Origin of the sequence: Chitinivorax sp. B (genome assembly GCF_005503445.1) — a bacterium.
Taxonomy (GTDB): Bacteria; Pseudomonadota; Gammaproteobacteria; order Burkholderiales; family SCOH01; genus Chitinivorax.
Genome location: NZ_SCOH01000038.1, coordinates 1 through 16,597, shown reverse-complemented (window position 1 = coordinate 16,597; position 16,597 = coordinate 1). Strand labels below are relative to the sequence as shown.

Genomic DNA, 16,597 nt, shown 5'->3' with positions numbered 1-16,597 from the left:
GATGGACATCTTCCCCATCCCGGCTTTCAATGACAATTATATCTGGCTTTTACGCGAAGGCCCTCATGCAGTTGTAGTCGACCCCGGCGATGCCCAGCCAGTACGCGATTACCTAACAGCCCACCAGCTGACTCTGGTGGCAATTCTGGTCACCCACCACCATGCTGACCATGTAGGTGGTGTCAACACACTGCACGAACAATGGAGCTGTCCTGTCTATGGGCCTGCCATCACGCCATTCGATGGTATCACCGCCCCTCTGATGGATGGGGAGACGTTGACATTACCCATGTTGAATTTGACGTTGCAGGTAATGGCAGTTCCCGGCCATACGCTGGATCACATCGCCTTCTACACCGAAGGTATGCTGCTGTGTGGCGATACCCTATTTGCCTGTGGCTGTGGCCGCCTGTTCGAAGGTACACCAGCGCAAATGCACCAGTCACTCGGTCGACTTGCCGCACTGCCAGACGATACCAAAGTCTATTGCACCCATGAATATACGCTGTCGAATCAGCGTTTTGCATTGGCTGCAGATCCCAACAACCTGGATCTACAGATCCGCCATCGACAAGACCAAGCCAGCCGTGATCAAGGCCGGCCCACATTACCTACAACTATCGGGATGGAGAAACGGACCAACCCCTTTCTACGCCACAGCGAACCCGCAGTCATCACCCAGGCCAGCCAGCACACGGCCCAGGCATTGGCCGCTGGGCTCTCCACCTTCGCAGCACTACGAGCCTGGAAAGATCATTTTTAACCAGAAAACCCCTGGAAGTAATGAGATACCTGGCGACCGCGCCAATAAAAACTGCACGGTCGCCGCCAGATTGAAGTATCGTATGAATTACAGCGGCATGACGGCCAACCTTGATGCCGATACCATTGGGCCAGCTAACCAGCCCAAAAGATCGGGGATCCGCAATTAGGCATCAACAAAACATGCCAACGTGCTCAGTCCTCGGACAAGCTGCTTTGACTTCGTCAAAAGCCCCCGATTAAAATTCGGCCTCACTTGTTTTTGATTGTCGTCATGTTGATGAAAAAACTGCCATATCTTGTACTTGCCTTGCTGGCAGCTGGCGCCGCGTCCACCCTCCACGCAGCGGAGCCCCGCATGACGCCTCAACCGTCAGTCAGCCTGCCGCAGGATGACAAGCCCGAGCCTCTGCCCGCGTCTGCTACAACCAGCGATGAAACTACCAGCGCCGCCGATGTAGATCAGCCTTACTCGTTGCAATTTTCCGACGAACTAGGCGAAAGCGATGTCGCTGATACCGCACCGACTCTGAGCAATTCGCTTTTTCCCGACAATGATCTGTGGGATCGCATCCGACAAGGCTTTGCTTTGTCCAATTTGGATCTGGCACAAGTACGTGACTATGAGCAGTGGTATGCCGCACGACCCGAATATTTGTACCGGATGGCTGATCGCGCCCAACGCTATCTCTACCATATCGTGAACGAATTGGAGCGTCGCAGCATGCCACTGGATCTTGCATTGCTGCCCGTCGTTGAAAGCTCGTTCAATCCCAAAGCCTATTCTTCAGCCCATGCATCCGGCATCTGGCAGTTCATTCCGTCGACCGGTAAGAACTATGGCCTGGAGCAAACGTGGTGGTATGACGGTCGTCGTGACGTATTGGCTGCCACGGATGCTGCACTGGACTACCTACAATATTTGTATGGCCTGTTCGGTGACTGGCACTTGGCACTGGCTGCTTACAACTGGGGCGAAGGTGCCGTAGCACGGGCATTGTCAAAGAACCGTGCTGCTGGCCTGCCAGAGGATTACCTAAACATCCGTATGCCGGCGGAGACGCAAAACTATGTACCCAAGCTACTGGCCATTCGCAATTTGATTGCCGATCCGGCCCGTTTTGGCCTGAAGTTGCGCCCAATTCCAAATCGGCCTTATTTCAAAGCGGTCAATGTGCCTCATCACATGGATACCAAGGTTGCCGCCAAACTGGCCAATATGCCGGTTGAAGAATTTCTGCATTTGAACCCTGCCTTCAACAAGCCCGTGATCGCTTACAAACCCAGCCGTAAGCTTTTGCTGCCAGCAGAGAAGGCTGACGTTTTTACCACCAATCTAGCCAGCTATGACAAGCCGCTGCTGTCATGGAAACCCTATGCCACGCAGCGTGGCGAGCGCTTCGAGCGAATTGCAGCAAAATTTGGCACCACAGTCGATAAATTACGCGAGGTCAACAATATCGGCCAAGCCCGCATGGCGCGTGGCGAGATGCTGCTGGTCCCTAGCGATAATGGCGAAGTGGATGCCATTACCGCTCCGGCTCTGGCTGAAACCCCGATGGTGCCGTCAGTACCATCTTACGCCAAACTGGATCGCATTGAGACCCAGCCGGCTTCACATGAAGTCAAACGAGGTGAAACACTCTTCAGCATCGCCAAACGTTATGGCATGAGTCCGGGCGAGCTCAAGGCATTGAATCAACTCAACAGTAATCGTGTCTCGGCTGGCAAGATACTGGTACTGGAAGAACGCCGTAATACACAGGGAAAGTTCATCAAGGTTGGTACGCGTGTTGGCCGTGATGAACCAGCCAAGTCCCGCGGTACACAATACGTCGTCAAACGTGGCGATACCATTTTCAGTATCGCCCGTAAATTCAATGTCACAGTTGCGGACTTGCAGCGCTGGAATAAACCCAGTAAACGCCTGACCCCAGGCGACCGGCTAGTCATTCATCTCGATAACAGTTGATCACCCGCCATTCGCCACTTCTCTGAACGGCCGCATGTTTTTGCCAAAGCGGCCGTCAGCGGTAAAATATCCGCTATGGAAGAACCCCTGCACTTACCCGATGCCCCCATTCCACCAGAGGATGGTGATTGTTGTGGCAATGGCTGTGAAGTTTGCGTACACGACATGTATGCAGCTGAGCTGGCCGAATATCGTCGTTTATTGATGGAATACGAAACCCGACAGACGATGCAACTGCAGCCCGCCCCCCCAACAGAGGAATCCTGACAATGTCCAACTCCCGCCCCGTGTATTCGACGGAACACGGTCGCCTTTGCCCTGGCTGCGGCCAACCAGTCAATGCCTGCTGCTGCAGGAAAGCTGCCCCTCCCAGCGGTGACGGTGTCATCCGTCTACGACGCGAAACCGGGGGTAGAGGGGGTAAAACGGTCACGACAGCAACCGGTTTCTTGCTGGACGACAATGCCCTCAAACAACTGGCAGTAGACCTGAAGCGCAAGTGCGGTACTGGTGGAGCGGTGAAAGACCGTATTGTGGAAATTCAGGGTGATCATCGTGAGTTACTCAAGACAGAGTTGGAAAAACGCGGCTTTATCGTCAAACTGGCAGGCGGCTGATATGGCCAAGCAACCTCAGCCATGCCCCTGTGGCAGTGGTCTTTCCCTAACCAACTGTTGCCAGCCATTGCTGCAGGGCATGCCAGCCCCCACGCCTGAAGCCCTGATGCGTTCGCGCTACACCGCTTACACATTACGGAATGTAGCGTATTTGCAGTCCAGCTGGCATGCTACCACTCGTCCTGCCGAACTGGATCTGAATGACAACCCACCAACCAAGTGGATTGGACTGGAAATCAAGCATAGCAGTGAAACCGAGAACGTGGGTGAGGTCGAGTTTATCGCCCGTTATAAAGTCAATGGACGTGCTGGCAAGCTACACGAGACCAGTCGATTTCGCAAAGTAGATGGTTATTGGCAATATATCGATGGTGATATGGTCGAGTAGCTCATCAATATAGCTCCTCATTCCCACTCGCCGAAACGAGTAGTTCCTTTTCTTTGTAGCTCATGTAGCGCTTGTTCGAATACATGGATTCTAAAGCTACATATCCTGAAATCCATTTCACAATGAAATATGAAGAAACCTGGCCATTACGATCACTCACGCACCCACCCATTTGATTTAATTAAATTTATTATTTAACCAGCACTAATACATCCTGTTTGCATTCGCATCTTCAACAGTAACTCCATGTACGTAGATCAGTTCGACACTGACAGCCAGGCGATTCTCGCTATAATCCGAGAAAACCATATTGCAGAACCCTATGCGCCCCACTTTTGCATTTCTGGCTGTCACGTCGCTTGCTGGTTGGTTGCTGTGTTCACCTGTTCACGCAACGGGTTTGGGCGCCTTACAAGTACGGTCGTTCCTGGGTGAGCGGCTGGATGCCTACATCCCATTCAAGCAGCTCAGTTTGGCGTCGGAAAAAGAGCTGTCGCAATGCTTCAGTGTCGACCGTAGCGGTACGAACGAAAGTGGCTTTCCTGCTGTCTATCCGACTCTGAATGTAGAAGGCAATGCCGAGCGGGGCACGCTGGTGTTAAGCACGGCTCACCCCATGACTGAGCCAGTCTCGATGTTGCGCATTCGTTCACATTGCGAGCATGGTGGTGAATCGGTTCGGGAGTATACGTTTTTCCTTGACCCACCACCTCCGGACAAGGAAGCAAGCGATACTCTATCCGTTCCTTCCCAACAGGTATTCTTGCCGGTCTTGAAACTACTGCCTAAAACTGATTCCACCACGATCACTCAAGAACCTGCACCAGTAGTGGCTGGCCGAGGAGAAACCTGGAAGGTGCGAAAAGGTGATTCAATTGCCCGAATTGCGCAACGCTTTGAACCAAACAACGGCACCAAGCAGCGAAAATTGGAGAAAGCGATTATTGCAGTCAACCCCAAACTGATAAACCCGAACCAGATCCGCATTGGGGACGAACTGTTGATTCCAGACGTATTGCCATTAGCAGAATCGATTCAAGTCGCTGTAGCACCATCGGCCTCCCCAGCACCAGCCAAGTTACCAGAAGCAGGTAAGTCTGAACGAGTACCTCGCATCAGCAGCCAGCCTGATTTTCAGGTCAAGCTCAGTGCAACCCAAATTGATACCAGCATACCTGGCAAAGGTGATAGCCCGTCCACCGACAAATCTGTAACCGATCCAGATGACAAAACCGCCCAGTTACTTGCCATGAAAGACAAAGTGGAAGAATTGGAAGAAAAAATTGCCAGCCTCAGCAAGCAATTGGCAGAACAACACAACCGTAGCACCTCCTTGGCAGCCACCGTTCAAGCTGCTATCAATTTACCCGGTAGCAAACCAGCTACAGCAGCTGTGGCCGACAAACAGCTCAAGACGGCGAACACAATCCAGGGGGCGGACTCACCACCCTATCTGGCATTGGGTGTAGGTGCTGGCATCCTGATCGCTACCGTTTTTGGTGCAAGCCTGATCCGAAAACGCCCCACCTCGACAATGTCAGATACCACTTCAAACTGAAAATCAACTACCTTAGAACCGGTGTTACTTTCAATCAAATTGATCAATCCTGAAACCATTTAGCATACGATCTGTCCACCCTTCAAACCGCCTCCATGGCCCACATGTAGTACCTATACCAGCAAGATGCGTGCTAACGTGGTTCATGACCACTAAAGACCGTGCCCGATCGGGCACACTGTTCCAACCACATGCCAATATTCACTCCACATGTTGTGGATGCTATACACATGCACTTTCTTTTTGGATGTCATCAAGCATGAAAATTCGATTTACTTTGGCGCTGCTCAGCATGAGCGCCACACTGCCGGTATTGGCCGGTAATCTGAACACCATGGGCAATCTGAATCAGCGGGAATTTCGCTCACTGGCAGAAGATGCCGTTGCCGCTTATAGCTACCGCGGCGTTACGCCAGCTACACCCCTCGGCCTATTGGGTTTTGATGTAGGTGTCGGACTGAGTTATACCGATGCCAAGCATGATGATCTTTGGAAGCGCGCCAATGATGGCAAGATATTGAATTCAATACTGATACCTCGACTTCATCTGCATAAAGGACTCCCGATGGGGCTAGACCTGGGCGTATCACTTGGCAAGGTGATTGATGCAGATACCAATCTGATTGGTGCAGAAGCCCGCTATGCATTGGTTGAAGGTGGCTTGGCCACCCCTGCGGTTGGACTCAGACTCTCGGCCAGTACCACTCAGGGCAACAACAGTCTGAAATTCCGTAGTGCTGGTGCTGAGCTGCTGATCTCGAAAACGCTGACGCTATTCACCCCCTATGTGGGCATAGGCTATGTGTGGAGCAAAACGGATACCAACGCCCACAACCTGACCAGCGAGAAGGTCAACAAAGCAAAGCTGTTGATGGGTGGCAACTTGAATCTGGGACTGTTGAACATCGCAGCTGAAGCGGATACTGTAGGTGACATACCAAGCGCCAGCGTGAAGCTGGGTTGGCGCTTCTGATCGGCTTTGAATAGATCACCGCTAGTGCATAACCAGCCAGTCGGCATGAAGTTGCCGACTGGCTCGGTACACACCATAGATACTTGAAGCACAATCCATCAACCACTGTAAAGCAGCAAACCCTTACAATTGCTTAGCATCGATGGTACTGCACAAAGGCATAACCGAATCCCCGCCCATCGTCTGGGAATGACTCACGTTTGACCTCATGCCAGCCACACATATCAACTTCAGGAAAATACGCGTCCCCAATAAAATCGGTACCGATTTCCGTCAAATACAGCCGATCGGCTTGTGGTAAAGCCTGGCCATACAACTCGGCCCCGCCGATTACAAATACCTCACTCACATCACCCACGCGTGACAACGCATCCTGTACTGAATGGGCAACCACGACACCCTCAGCCCGCCATTCACAGCTACGGGTAATCACGATATTGGTTCGTCCCGGCAACGGCCTCCCAATCGATTCATAAGTCTTGCGCCCCATGATGACTGGCTTACCCATAGTCACACGTTTGAAGTACTGCAGGTCTTCTGGCAAGCGCCAAGGCAAACGGTTTTCAATGCCGATGGCACGATTGCGTGCCATCGCAGCAATCAGCGAGAGAACAGGCGCCATCATTCTGCATCCGGATAAGGGTTGATCAGGCTATCGACAAGTTCATGCAACACTTGGCGTACCTGGTGCTCGTCACCGCCCATCAGCAATGCATCTTCCATTGCATCCTGCGCCATTTGCTTCAATTCTTCGAGATTTTCGCGCATGACTTTGATCTTTTCCACGCAGGACAAGATCTCCCCCGTTGGAGAGCGCCAGACAATGTGATCGAATTCGCCACTCATACTGCCACCGGCGCTTTGATGGCTGGATAAGGGTCATAATTCTCCAACCGGAAATCGTCATAGGTAAACGCAAAGATATCTGTCACTTCTGGGTTGATCCACATCGTTGGCAATGTACGCGGTGTACGATCCAGCTGCGTCTGCACTTGTTCCGTGTGATTCAGATAGATGTGCGCATCACCCAAGGTATGGATGAATTCTCCAGCTTGCAAACCGCATACCTGTGCCACCATCATAGTCAACAGCGCATAACTGGCAATATTGAAGGGAACACCCAGGAAAATATCCGCACTACGTTGATATAACTGACACGACAGCTTGCCATCAGCCACATAGAACTGGAAAAAAGCATGGCAAGGTGGCAGTTTCATCTGCTCAATCTCACCTACATTCCATGCTGATACGATCAATCGACGTGAGTCCGGTGTCCGCTTGATCTGCTCGATCACTTGCGTGATCTGATCAATATGGCGGCCATCCGCAGCAGGCCAATTACGCCACTGCGAGCCATATACCGGGCCGAGGTCGCCGTTTTCATTGGCCCACTCATCCCAAATAGTAACGCCATTATCTTTCAGATAGGCAATATTGGTATCGCCCCTCAGGAACCACAGCAGCTCGTGAATGATAGATTTGAGATGGACATTCTTGGTCGTCAGCAGCGGGAAACCTGCTTGCAGGTCGAACCGCATCTGATAACCAAATATTGAGATCGTACCCGTGCCAGTACGGTCAGTTTTTCTAACGCCTGTTGCCAAAACCCGGCTTAGCAGTTCCTGATATTCGCGCAAAATGGACCCTTGTTGAAAGCCAATTTTAGGAACCAACATCGCTCAACTAGCGATGACACCTAAAATAAAAAACCCTCCATCTTACGAAGAAAAAGGAGGGGCATCAACAGCCTAGTACGAAACTTTTTTGTCAAAACTGCAAACAACCAATTGGCTGAACTACGGGCTCGCAGGTTCGGAAGGTGTCAGTTTGAATTCAGGCAGCTCAGTAATCTGTTCACGGTTTTCCGCCAGAATATTGATCGTGACTCGGCGATTGCGCGCTCGCCCTTCTTCTGTCGCGTTATTTTCCACCGGGCGGGTATCCGCACGACCAATCACCGTCATACGCAGCGGATTGACGCCCGCTTCGACAAACAGCCGTACCACACTGCCCGCACGGGCACCGGATAACTCCCAATTGGATGGAAACTGTATGGAATTGATCGGCACCGGATCAGTATGCCCCTCAACCAGTACCAGATTATCAGCCACAGCCAAGAGTCGGCCAACCTCTGTCAACGCTTCAATGGAAGCAAGCTGTAGATCTGCCTGACCCGATGCAAACAACACACTGGCATTGATCTCGACCGCAATACCACGGGGGGTTTCAGTGACCCGAACACGCCCCTCTTTGATCAGTGGCGCCAGCACTTTCTGTACATCAGTCGCCATATTGCGCATTTTCAGCTCTTGCGCCTTACGCTGAGCGCTTTGAACTTTAGGTGGGGTACCAGTCATGACCGCGCCCTTTTGCACCATGGCGCCGGCAGAACCGGTAATCGATCCCGTCTGCGTCTGCATGGAGCTGGCGGGCTGATTACGAAAAGCCTGAATCAGGGAATCGGAAAGCACACGGTATTTCCCCTCGTTGATTTGAGAGATCGCGTACATCACAACAAAAAAGGCAAATAGCAAAGTGATGAAGTCAGCGTAGGATACCAGCCAACGTTCGTGATTTTCGTGTTCTTCGTGTCTTTTACGGCGAGCCATGCATGGCATTCCCGAATGACCAACTATACGCTGACTGTAGCCCGCACCACCTCGCAAGACAAGATCGGCAGATCATGCGGACAAGGTATGATCTGCCGGCCGTTCTACATCAACGCAATTGCAGACCAGATTGTGACAAAGGCAAATGATCAGCAACGCTGGTACCGATATTCTTGGCAAAGCGGTCTGCCCAGTTTTCCTTCGGTGTGAAATCAACGGTTTTTTCAACCTTGATCACGTCACGTGCTACGGAATCCACTGAACCGAAACCGTCCGCCAGGCCCATCTTGATACCCTGCTCACCGTTCCAGATCAAACCCGAAAAGGTGTTTTCATCATCTTTCAAGCGCTTGCCACGCCCCTGACGAACAACGTCGATGAATTGCTGGTGAATCTGGGTAAGCATTTCCTTGGCAAAGGTCTGTTGTTCGGCGTTCATGGGCGAGAATGGATCAAGGAAGCCTTTGTTCTTACCAGCAGTCAGCAAACGACGCTCAACACCCAGCTTTTCCATTGCACCAGTGAAACCAAAACCATTCATCAACACACCAATCGAACCAATCAAACTGGCCTTGTCGACGTAAATTTTATCCGTTGCCGCCGCCGCATAGTACCCGCCAGATGCACAGATATCATCGACTACAGTGTAGATTGGAATCGCCGGATGACGAGCGCGCAAACGACGAATCTCATCAAAGATCTGGCCTGCCTGAACGGGGCTGCCACCTGGGCTGTTGATGCGCAGAATCACACCCTTAGTATTTTTGTCCTTGAAAGCGTTTCGCAGGCCCTCCATCACCACGTCAGCACTTGCCCGACTACCTGGTGCAATCTCTCCGAACATCTCCACGACAGCGGTGTGCGAACCTCCCAGACCTTCCGCATCCTTACTGCCGGACAACCATCCCATCGCTGCGGCAAAGACCAGAAACATCATGCCAAAGGTCATGAAACGGAACAAAATGTTCCAACCACGCGCCTTACGCTGCTCCTTGATGGTTGCCAGCAAAAGCTTTTCCAGCGTATCGCGTTCCCAATTGTTACCACTCTCAGCCATGTGTCGTCTCGTCTATCCAAAAAACCTGTTCGTCATGCTCTACTACCGAAAGTTTCACCAGCGACCGTCCTTTACACGGCCCCCCCAGGCAGTAGCCATTATCCGGAGCATAGTATGCGCCATGGGTGGCACATACAAGGTAGCATCCTGATAAATCAAAAAACTCGCCTTCATTCCAGTCCAATTCGATGGGCACATGTTGGCATTCATTGATATAAGCATACACCTTGCCATGCCAACGAATCACAAACGCATTCCGGGTTTGTCCATACAAGGTCACCTGAAAACGCTTGCCATGTCTGCCATTCTGTAACTCATCTGCACGACAGATCAGGCGTTCTGTGTCAGCCATTCATCCAGTTCCGCGAAGGTATGGGCAACCCCAACCGGCCGGTGCACCAGCAGCGCTTCCAGTGGGTGAGCCCCGTAACTGACAGCAAAGCCATCCGTTCGTGCATTGTGTGCCAGCAACAGGTCATGTGAAGTATCACCAATCATCAAGGTACGCCGGGCATCCATCCCGGTAAAGGTCATGATCTGCTCAAGCATGGCTGGGTGCGGTTTCGAGAAAGTCTCGTCCGCACAACGCGTCACGTCAAACATACCTTCCATCCCGACGGTCTGCAGCGCACGGTTCAAACCCTGGCGGCTCTTACCTGTTGCCACCGCGAGTAGAAACCCCGCATCACGATAACGTACAAGCGCCTCAGCAACACCCTCAAACAACTCAATATACGCGTGCTGTGCTAAATAATGGTGACGATATGCGTCTACCAATTGCCGCAATATCTCGTCAGACAATTCAGGGTCCAGATAACGCATGGCATCCGACAGCCCCAGCCCGATTACATGTTTTGCCAGCTCATCGGACGGGGATGGCAACCCCACATCACGAAAAGCATGTTGAATGGCACGCACGATGCTCAACGTGGAGTCCATCAACGTACCATCCCAATCAAACACCAGCAAATCATAACGTTTTGGCATCAATCCACCTTCTTATCTGAGTGGCTGGCCAAGACTAGCGACATACGCTTGCAGATCAGCCGGCAAATCCGCCTGCAATACCATTGGCGTACCCTTCAATGGATGACGCAAGGTCAGCTTCCAGGCATGCAGGAACATTCGTTTGAGGTTTTCACGCGCCAACTGCTTGTTGAGCGGAAAATCGCCATACTTGTCGTCACCCAAAATCGGAAAACCTAAATGTGACAGGTGCACGCGGATCTGGTGGGTTCGTCCCGTTTTCAGTTCGGCTTCCAATAGTGTGTACTGCTCCCAGCCATTGATCAGGTTGAAAACGGTATGTGAGGGTTGACCATCCTGATGATTGACTGATACACGACGCTCGCCCTCAGCAGTCAAATACTTCAGCAACGGCAACTTGACGCTCTGACGCGGGTTGGTCCAACGACCTTTCACCATGGTCAGGTAGCGCTTATCTGTCTCGTTATCACGAATTGCCTCATGTAAAGCGACCAATGCAGACCGTTTCTTGGCAAGTAACAATACCCCGGATGTTTCACGATCCAGGCGATGAACCAGTTCAAGAAATTTGTAATCAGGATGCTGCAGTCGGAGCTGTTCAATCACGCCACGGCTGATACCACTCCCACCATGCACGGCCATACCAGCAGGCTTATTGATGACCAACATTGCATCATCCTCAAATAGAACCTGGAAATCGACTTTCTGTACATGAACGGGCGCATTGGGCTGACCTTCTTGCTGAGCCAGGCGAATGGGCGGAATCCGCAGCACATCACCGATCTTCAGTCGATCGGTTTGTTGGGCACGGCCTTTGTTGACCCGTACCTCGCCACTGCGAATGATGCGGTAAATGTGACTCTTCGGCACACCTTTCAAAAGACGCATCAAATAGTTATCGAGGCGTTGGCCATCGCCATCCTCGGCCACGGTCACCATGGTGACGGAATCTTTGCGAATGTCTGACATATTGCTTATACTGCTTAGGCTGTCAACAGGTTGGCAGCGGCGCCACACGCGCTAAACCGCAGCAGATTGGGTTATCAGGCCAAGAGCCTGTCCGATTTGGTTGCGATTGATTGTGCGGTGTTCTCCGGCGCCCGGCGTTTGCAGACAGTGCCAGCCGGCAGATGAAGGGTTGAATGCTCCCCTGATCTGCTTTCCGCGACGCATCGCGGGGCGGTATCTAGACGCCAAGCCGGCAACCGGGTTTGCCGTGCAGTTTACGTGAAGACGGTTAAGTCACTCACCCAAAAAAGTAGTGATAGTAATTGATTTGCGCGCTTTAAGCACTGTGGATTTTCCGGCGTTGCCCAACGTGGCAGCGTTGACGAATGATTGATTAATGCAAGATTGCGGGATGTAACCACACACGCCAGAAACAATTCCGCCGATCCCCCAAAGTTTGGCAAAGCCAGCCGTCACCTAGCCTTTGTGCATGTTCTTTATTTTTAATTCGATGACTGCGTTATGCGCCTGTCAGTTGCAAACGCAATCTCGTTGCTGGCGATCGGAATCTGTCTGCCGTGTCATGCCGTGCGTGATGCACCGCTTTCCCTGTTTGGCCTGTTTGTCAGGCTCAATCGCCCTCGTCGCCTGCGACCGCGTATTGCCATTCGCATACCGGGCAGCAAAGGGCCTACTGGTTCTGTATGGGCCTTGTTTGGCCATCAGATCGGTACAATCGCCACACTGCATCAAGGCGCGCATGGACACTAGAAAAAGACCATGAAGCGTATGTTATTCAACGCGACCCAAGCTGAAGAGCTCCGGGTTGCCATTGTCGATGGGCAAAAACTCATCGACTTCGACATCGAAACTGTCGGCAAGGAACAGCGCAAGAGTAATATCTACAAAGGTATCATCACCCGCATTGAGCCCAGCCTCGAAGCCGCCTTTGTCGACTATGGCACAGAGCGCCACGGCTTTCTGCCATTCAAGGAAATCGCCCGCTCCTATTTCCAAGGTGACTATGAAGGTGGTCGCGCACGTATTCAGGACGTAATGCGTGAAGGCATGGAAGTAATCGTGCAAGTGGAAAAGGACGAGCGCGGTAACAAAGGCGCTGCCTTGACTACCTTTGTGTCGCTGGCTGGCCGCTACCTCGTGCTGATGCCAAATAATCCTCGTGGTGGCGGTGTATCTCGCCGAATCGAAGGCGAAGAACGCAATGAACTGCGCGAGTTGATGGGTCAGCTGGAAGTCCCTGGCGGCATGTCCATCATCGCGCGTACCGCCGGCATTGGCCGCAATCTGGAAGAACTACAATGGGACTTGAACTACCTATTGCAGTTGTGGACTGCCATTGAAAATGCGGCTAAATCACAGTCCGGTCCCTTCCTGATCTATCAAGAAGGCAGCTTGGTAATTCGTGCCATTCGCGACTACTACCAGCCAGATATCGGCGAAATCCTGATCGATACCGAATACATCTACGAACAGGCTCGTCAGTTCATGAGCCACGTAATGCCTGGCAACGTCAACCGTGTCAAGCTGTATCGCGATGATGTGCCATTGTTCTCGCGTTTCCAAATCGAGCATCAGATCGAGACTGCCTATTCCCGTGATGTACCGTTGCCTTCAGGCGGTGCCATCGTGATCGATCACACCGAGGCCCTGGTATCTATCGACGTCAATTCGGCACGGGCGACCAAAGGATCCGATATCGAGGAAACTGCGCTGCGTACCAATCTGGAAGCAGCCGACGAAATCGCTCGCCAGCTACGCCTGCGTGATTTGGGTGGCTTGATCGTCATCGACTTCATCGATATGGAAAGTAGCAAAAACCAGCGCGAAGTCGAAAACCGTCTGAAAGATGCATTGCGCCATGATCGTGCTCGGGTGCAGATCGGCAAGATCTCGCGCTTTGGCTTGCTGGAACTCTCGCGTCAGCGTCTGCAGCCCAGCCTGGGCGAAACCAGCCATATCCCGTGTCCACGTTGCCACGGTACAGGTTTCATCCGTGGCATCGAATCTTCGGCGTTACACATCCTGCGCATCATTCAGGAAGAAGCCATGAAGGAAAACAGCGCTGCCATTCACGCACAAGTACCCGTGGATGTGGCAACGTTCCTGTTGAATGAAAAACGCGCTGAGATCTATGCCATTGAAGCTCGGCTGAAGGTCAGTGTGGTGTTGATTCCTAACATCCACATGGAAACGCCAAATTACACCATCAACCGCCTGCGCAATGATGATCTGAACAATGTTGAAGACATTCAACCATCCTACAAGATGATGGAAATGCCTTCTGCGGAAGAAGACGCTTACAAGCATGGTCAGGAAAAGGCCAAGCCACAACGCCAGGAAGCAGCCGTCAAAGGCATTACTCCGGCTCAGCCAGCACCCGTTGCGGCGGAGCCAAAAGTCGAAAGCAAACCAGGGCTGATTGGCCGAATCCTGAATTGGTTCCGAGGCGAACCGGTAGAGCCGGTTGTTGAAGTCAAACCTGTCGCAGCCAAACCGCAGCAGCAACAGCGGCGTGATCGCCGTAACGAGCGTGGTGATCGCACTGAGCGAAATGAACGGACCGAACGTCAACCGCAGCAAGAACGTGGAGAACGTGGAGAGCGTCAGGAACGCAGCGACAAAGGTGAACGTCGTGACCGTCAGGATCGCCAGGAAGGTGATCGCCAGTCACGTACCAGCAATAAGCCACGCTTTGAAGAAGATCAGGCATCACGTCAGCGTCCCCAGCGTGACCAGCAGGAACGCCGGGAACAGACGGAACGCAAAGAAGCCAAGGAAATTGCAGCTGCAGAGCGCCCAGAGAAGGGAAACCAGCAGCAAGGTGGGCGTCAGCAACAGCCCAAGCCTCCACGCCCGCCAAAACAGACTCCTCCGGAAGCAGCTTTGCCGGCACTTGAAGGTGAGCTGAGCACGGACGTGCCCCTAGCACAGGAAGAAGCCAGTGAAGGTCGCGGCCGTCGTCGTCGCAACCGCCGTGATCGCCGTGATGAAAGTCGTCCGGAAAGCACGCGTATTACAGGAGAAGAAGCCACATCAGAGGAAGGCATTGTCGAGCAACAACCTGCTCCACAACCCATGGTGGAAGCTACTTCTGCCACAGTGATTTCAGCACCAGCACCACAACCTGTGGTTGTTTCTGCACCAGTTGAAGTTCCTCGCACGGCAGTGCTTGAGGTAGAGCCTGTGGCCGTCAAACCAGTTCAAGCTGAAACACCGGCGGCTCCGGTAACCCCTGCGCCAATACCGACAGCAGTGGCGGCAGCGCCAACCAAACCCGTTGTGGTAGAAGTGCCCACGCCTGTTGTCACCATTGCACCTGTCGAGACAACACCGGTGGTCGTGCAAGAACCTACCCGCCCTGCACCAACACCAGATATTGAAGTGCCTGCGGCATTTCAATCGACCCAACCGGTACCGCGTCAGTCTGCGATTGAAGTTGCATCCCCGGAAACGGTCGGTCTGGTTCAGGTTGCCACCAAGTCCACACCCGTTACGGAGTCAGTATCACAGGCTGACCCGGCTGCAACACCGGCTCCACGCCGCCGCCGCCAAGCCGCACGTCCGGTCGTCAATGAGGTGGTTGAACTGGTACAAATCGAAACCAAGGCTGGCGACCGAGGAGCTGCCCCTACTGTTGTTGAAGGTGATGCAGTACACAAAGCTGAACGCAGTCACCGCGCCAGTCATATAGAAAGTGGCAGCAGCGAGCCACTGGTGCAGATTGAAACCCGCAAAGGCGAGTAATATGTAAATCGTTCTGCCTGCTGCGGGCGGAAATGACTTCATCACGCGAAACCCCAGGGCATGCCCTGGGGTTTTTCTTTGTCGGCATATCAAGTACGCTCAGCTAGTCAGCAAGCTCGCAATGCCGTTCTAGGTGAATGGCGAATCACGTCATTTGACTGGGTCAATCCACCATGAAGCCCAAATAGCACTTGCCATGGTCGAATGCCGATTAAACATTGCCGTTCGATCTGACATGGTACCTGAGGTAAGATACGAGCAGATGCCAATCGGCTTATTCACCACCTTCTGCCCTGCCGCATTCCGGCAGCGAAATCATCACCTCATCATTTGAGGTATGGGCACGTCATCCTGCGCCCGGCCGTTTCAATTGATTGCTGTTGAACTTCAATAGGTGCTATTGCGCCAGGAGAACATTGCATGAATGCAGCCGTGCCAAAAGTGTGTTTGACACCATTTCGTGACCACCCAGACCGCAGATTATTGAATGATGAAGTACATGCACGCCCATTCGAACCAGTACGAACACCCAGCCGGGCCAGCCATATTGCCTATTTGAACCGAATACTGCCATATGCCCAAGAACTGGCCCTGATCCACCAACTATGTGAAACATATGACATCAGCCCACCCAAAGCAGCTAGCAATCACTTTTCTGCCAACATGGGGGCCTTTCATTTCAAATGGGCACGCCACTCCGAATTTTCAGCTGTTACCTTCATTCGCCACGGCGAATTTCACGACCCATTTTCCCACCCAGCGCTATTGCACGTCCCGCAAGACTGGCTGGCCCAATTGCCAGGTGAAGTCATGCTGGCAGCCCATGCTGCAATCGAATTGCAGCGTTTGTTCCAAACAGGGCGGGCGGTATTGGACTGAATGGATCTGGTCCCACGGCACTTATTGCCCGTGACCCGGTTAGCCTTGCCGCACAGCGTCGCTTGAACGCCTTGGATGGTGA

The 16,597-nt window shown here is 52.6% G+C and carries 18 protein-coding genes; 10 read left to right on the top strand and 8 right to left on the bottom strand.

Annotated features, from left to right (window positions below; genetic code table 11):
* Position 1: 1 nt before the first annotated feature.
* The 7 genes from gloB (at position 2) to FFS57_RS19250 (ending at position 6,270) form a co-directional block, all read left to right on the top strand.
* Positions 2-763: a hydroxyacylglutathione hydrolase gene (gene gloB, locus FFS57_RS19280; RefSeq protein ID WP_137939452.1), complete on the top strand. Its 762-nt coding sequence runs from the start codon at positions 2-4 to the stop codon at positions 761-763.
* A gap of 357 nt (positions 764-1,120) precedes the next feature.
* Positions 1,121-2,734 (top strand): lytic transglycosylase, encoded by a 1,614-nt coding sequence (locus tag FFS57_RS19275; RefSeq protein WP_171014076.1) that lies wholly within the window; start codon positions 1,121-1,123, stop codon positions 2,732-2,734.
* A 75-nt stretch (positions 2,735-2,809) separates the two neighbouring features.
* The gene (locus FFS57_RS19270; protein WP_137939450.1) at positions 2,810-3,001 is read left to right on the top strand and encodes an oxidoreductase-like domain-containing protein; all 192 of its coding nucleotides are present in this window, start codon (positions 2,810-2,812) and stop codon (positions 2,999-3,001) included.
* A gap of 2 nt (positions 3,002-3,003) precedes the next feature.
* Positions 3,004-3,351: a translation initiation factor Sui1 gene (locus FFS57_RS19265; protein WP_137939449.1), complete on the top strand. Its 348-nt coding sequence runs from the start codon at positions 3,004-3,006 to the stop codon at positions 3,349-3,351.
* A 1-nt stretch (position 3,352) separates the two neighbouring features.
* Entirely contained in the window at positions 3,353-3,739 is a 387-nt protein-coding gene (locus tag FFS57_RS19260) for a YchJ family protein (RefSeq protein WP_137939448.1), read from the top strand.
* A 322-nt stretch (positions 3,740-4,061) separates the two neighbouring features.
* Positions 4,062-5,297: a type IV pilus assembly protein FimV gene (locus FFS57_RS19255; protein WP_137939447.1), complete on the top strand. Its 1,236-nt coding sequence runs from the start codon at positions 4,062-4,064 to the stop codon at positions 5,295-5,297.
* 259 nt (positions 5,298-5,556) lie between these two features.
* Entirely contained in the window at positions 5,557-6,270 is a 714-nt protein-coding gene (locus FFS57_RS19250) for a hypothetical protein (RefSeq protein ID WP_137939446.1), read from the top strand.
* A 133-nt stretch (positions 6,271-6,403) separates the two neighbouring features.
* Here the strand turns inward: FFS57_RS19250 and FFS57_RS19245 are convergent, their stop codons facing one another.
* From FFS57_RS19245 to FFS57_RS19210, 8 genes are all read right to left on the bottom strand, one after another.
* The gene (locus FFS57_RS19245; RefSeq protein ID WP_137939445.1) at positions 6,404-6,895 is read right to left on the bottom strand and encodes a dihydrofolate reductase; all 492 of its coding nucleotides are present in this window, start codon (positions 6,893-6,895) and stop codon (positions 6,404-6,406) included.
* Complete coding sequence (locus tag FFS57_RS19240; protein WP_137939444.1) at positions 6,892-7,116, bottom strand: hypothetical protein; 225 nt, start codon at positions 7,114-7,116, stop codon at positions 6,892-6,894. Before FFS57_RS19240 ends, FFS57_RS19245 begins: the two co-directional genes overlap by 4 nt.
* The gene (locus FFS57_RS19235) at positions 7,113-7,946 is read right to left on the bottom strand and encodes a thymidylate synthase (RefSeq protein ID WP_502705930.1); all 834 of its coding nucleotides are present in this window, start codon (positions 7,944-7,946) and stop codon (positions 7,113-7,115) included. The genes FFS57_RS19240 and FFS57_RS19235 overlap by 4 nt, the downstream gene beginning before the upstream one ends.
* 120 nt (positions 7,947-8,066) lie before the next feature.
* Positions 8,067-8,879: a flagellar motor protein MotD gene (gene motD / locus FFS57_RS19230; RefSeq protein ID WP_137939443.1), complete on the bottom strand. Its 813-nt coding sequence runs from the start codon at positions 8,877-8,879 to the stop codon at positions 8,067-8,069.
* A 109-nt stretch (positions 8,880-8,988) separates the two neighbouring features.
* Positions 8,989-9,936 carry a S49 family peptidase gene (locus FFS57_RS19225; protein WP_137939442.1) on the bottom strand — a complete coding sequence of 316 codons (948 nt, stop codon included), beginning with the start codon at positions 9,934-9,936 and terminating at the stop codon, positions 8,989-8,991.
* On the bottom strand, positions 9,929-10,288 hold the full coding sequence (locus FFS57_RS19220; RefSeq protein WP_137939441.1) for a Rieske (2Fe-2S) protein: 360 nt from the start codon (positions 10,286-10,288) through the stop codon (positions 9,929-9,931). Before FFS57_RS19220 ends, FFS57_RS19225 begins: the two co-directional genes overlap by 8 nt.
* A complete protein-coding gene (locus FFS57_RS19215; RefSeq protein WP_249384075.1) occupies positions 10,267-10,923 on the bottom strand; it encodes an HAD-IA family hydrolase in 657 nt (218 codons plus the stop codon). Before FFS57_RS19215 ends, FFS57_RS19220 begins: the two co-directional genes overlap by 22 nt.
* 12 nt (positions 10,924-10,935) lie before the next feature.
* Complete coding sequence (locus tag FFS57_RS19210; RefSeq protein ID WP_137939439.1) at positions 10,936-11,892, bottom strand: RluA family pseudouridine synthase; 957 nt, start codon at positions 11,890-11,892, stop codon at positions 10,936-10,938.
* A gap of 501 nt (positions 11,893-12,393) precedes the next feature.
* Between FFS57_RS19210 and FFS57_RS19205 the strand changes: the two genes are divergently transcribed.
* The 3 genes from FFS57_RS19205 (at position 12,394) to FFS57_RS19195 (ending at position 16,515) form a co-directional block, all read left to right on the top strand.
* Positions 12,394-12,642 (top strand): hypothetical protein, encoded by a 249-nt coding sequence (locus tag FFS57_RS19205; protein ID WP_137939438.1) that lies wholly within the window; start codon positions 12,394-12,396, stop codon positions 12,640-12,642.
* A 9-nt stretch (positions 12,643-12,651) separates the two neighbouring features.
* Positions 12,652-15,636, top strand: a complete 2,985-nt coding sequence (locus FFS57_RS19200) for an Rne/Rng family ribonuclease (protein WP_137939437.1) — start codon at positions 12,652-12,654, stop codon at positions 15,634-15,636.
* Positions 15,637-16,056: 420 nt separating this feature from the next.
* On the top strand, positions 16,057-16,515 hold the full coding sequence (locus FFS57_RS19195) for a DUF3422 family protein (RefSeq protein ID WP_137939436.1): 459 nt from the start codon (positions 16,057-16,059) through the stop codon (positions 16,513-16,515).
* The last annotated feature ends 82 nt before the right edge of the window (positions 16,516-16,597 follow it).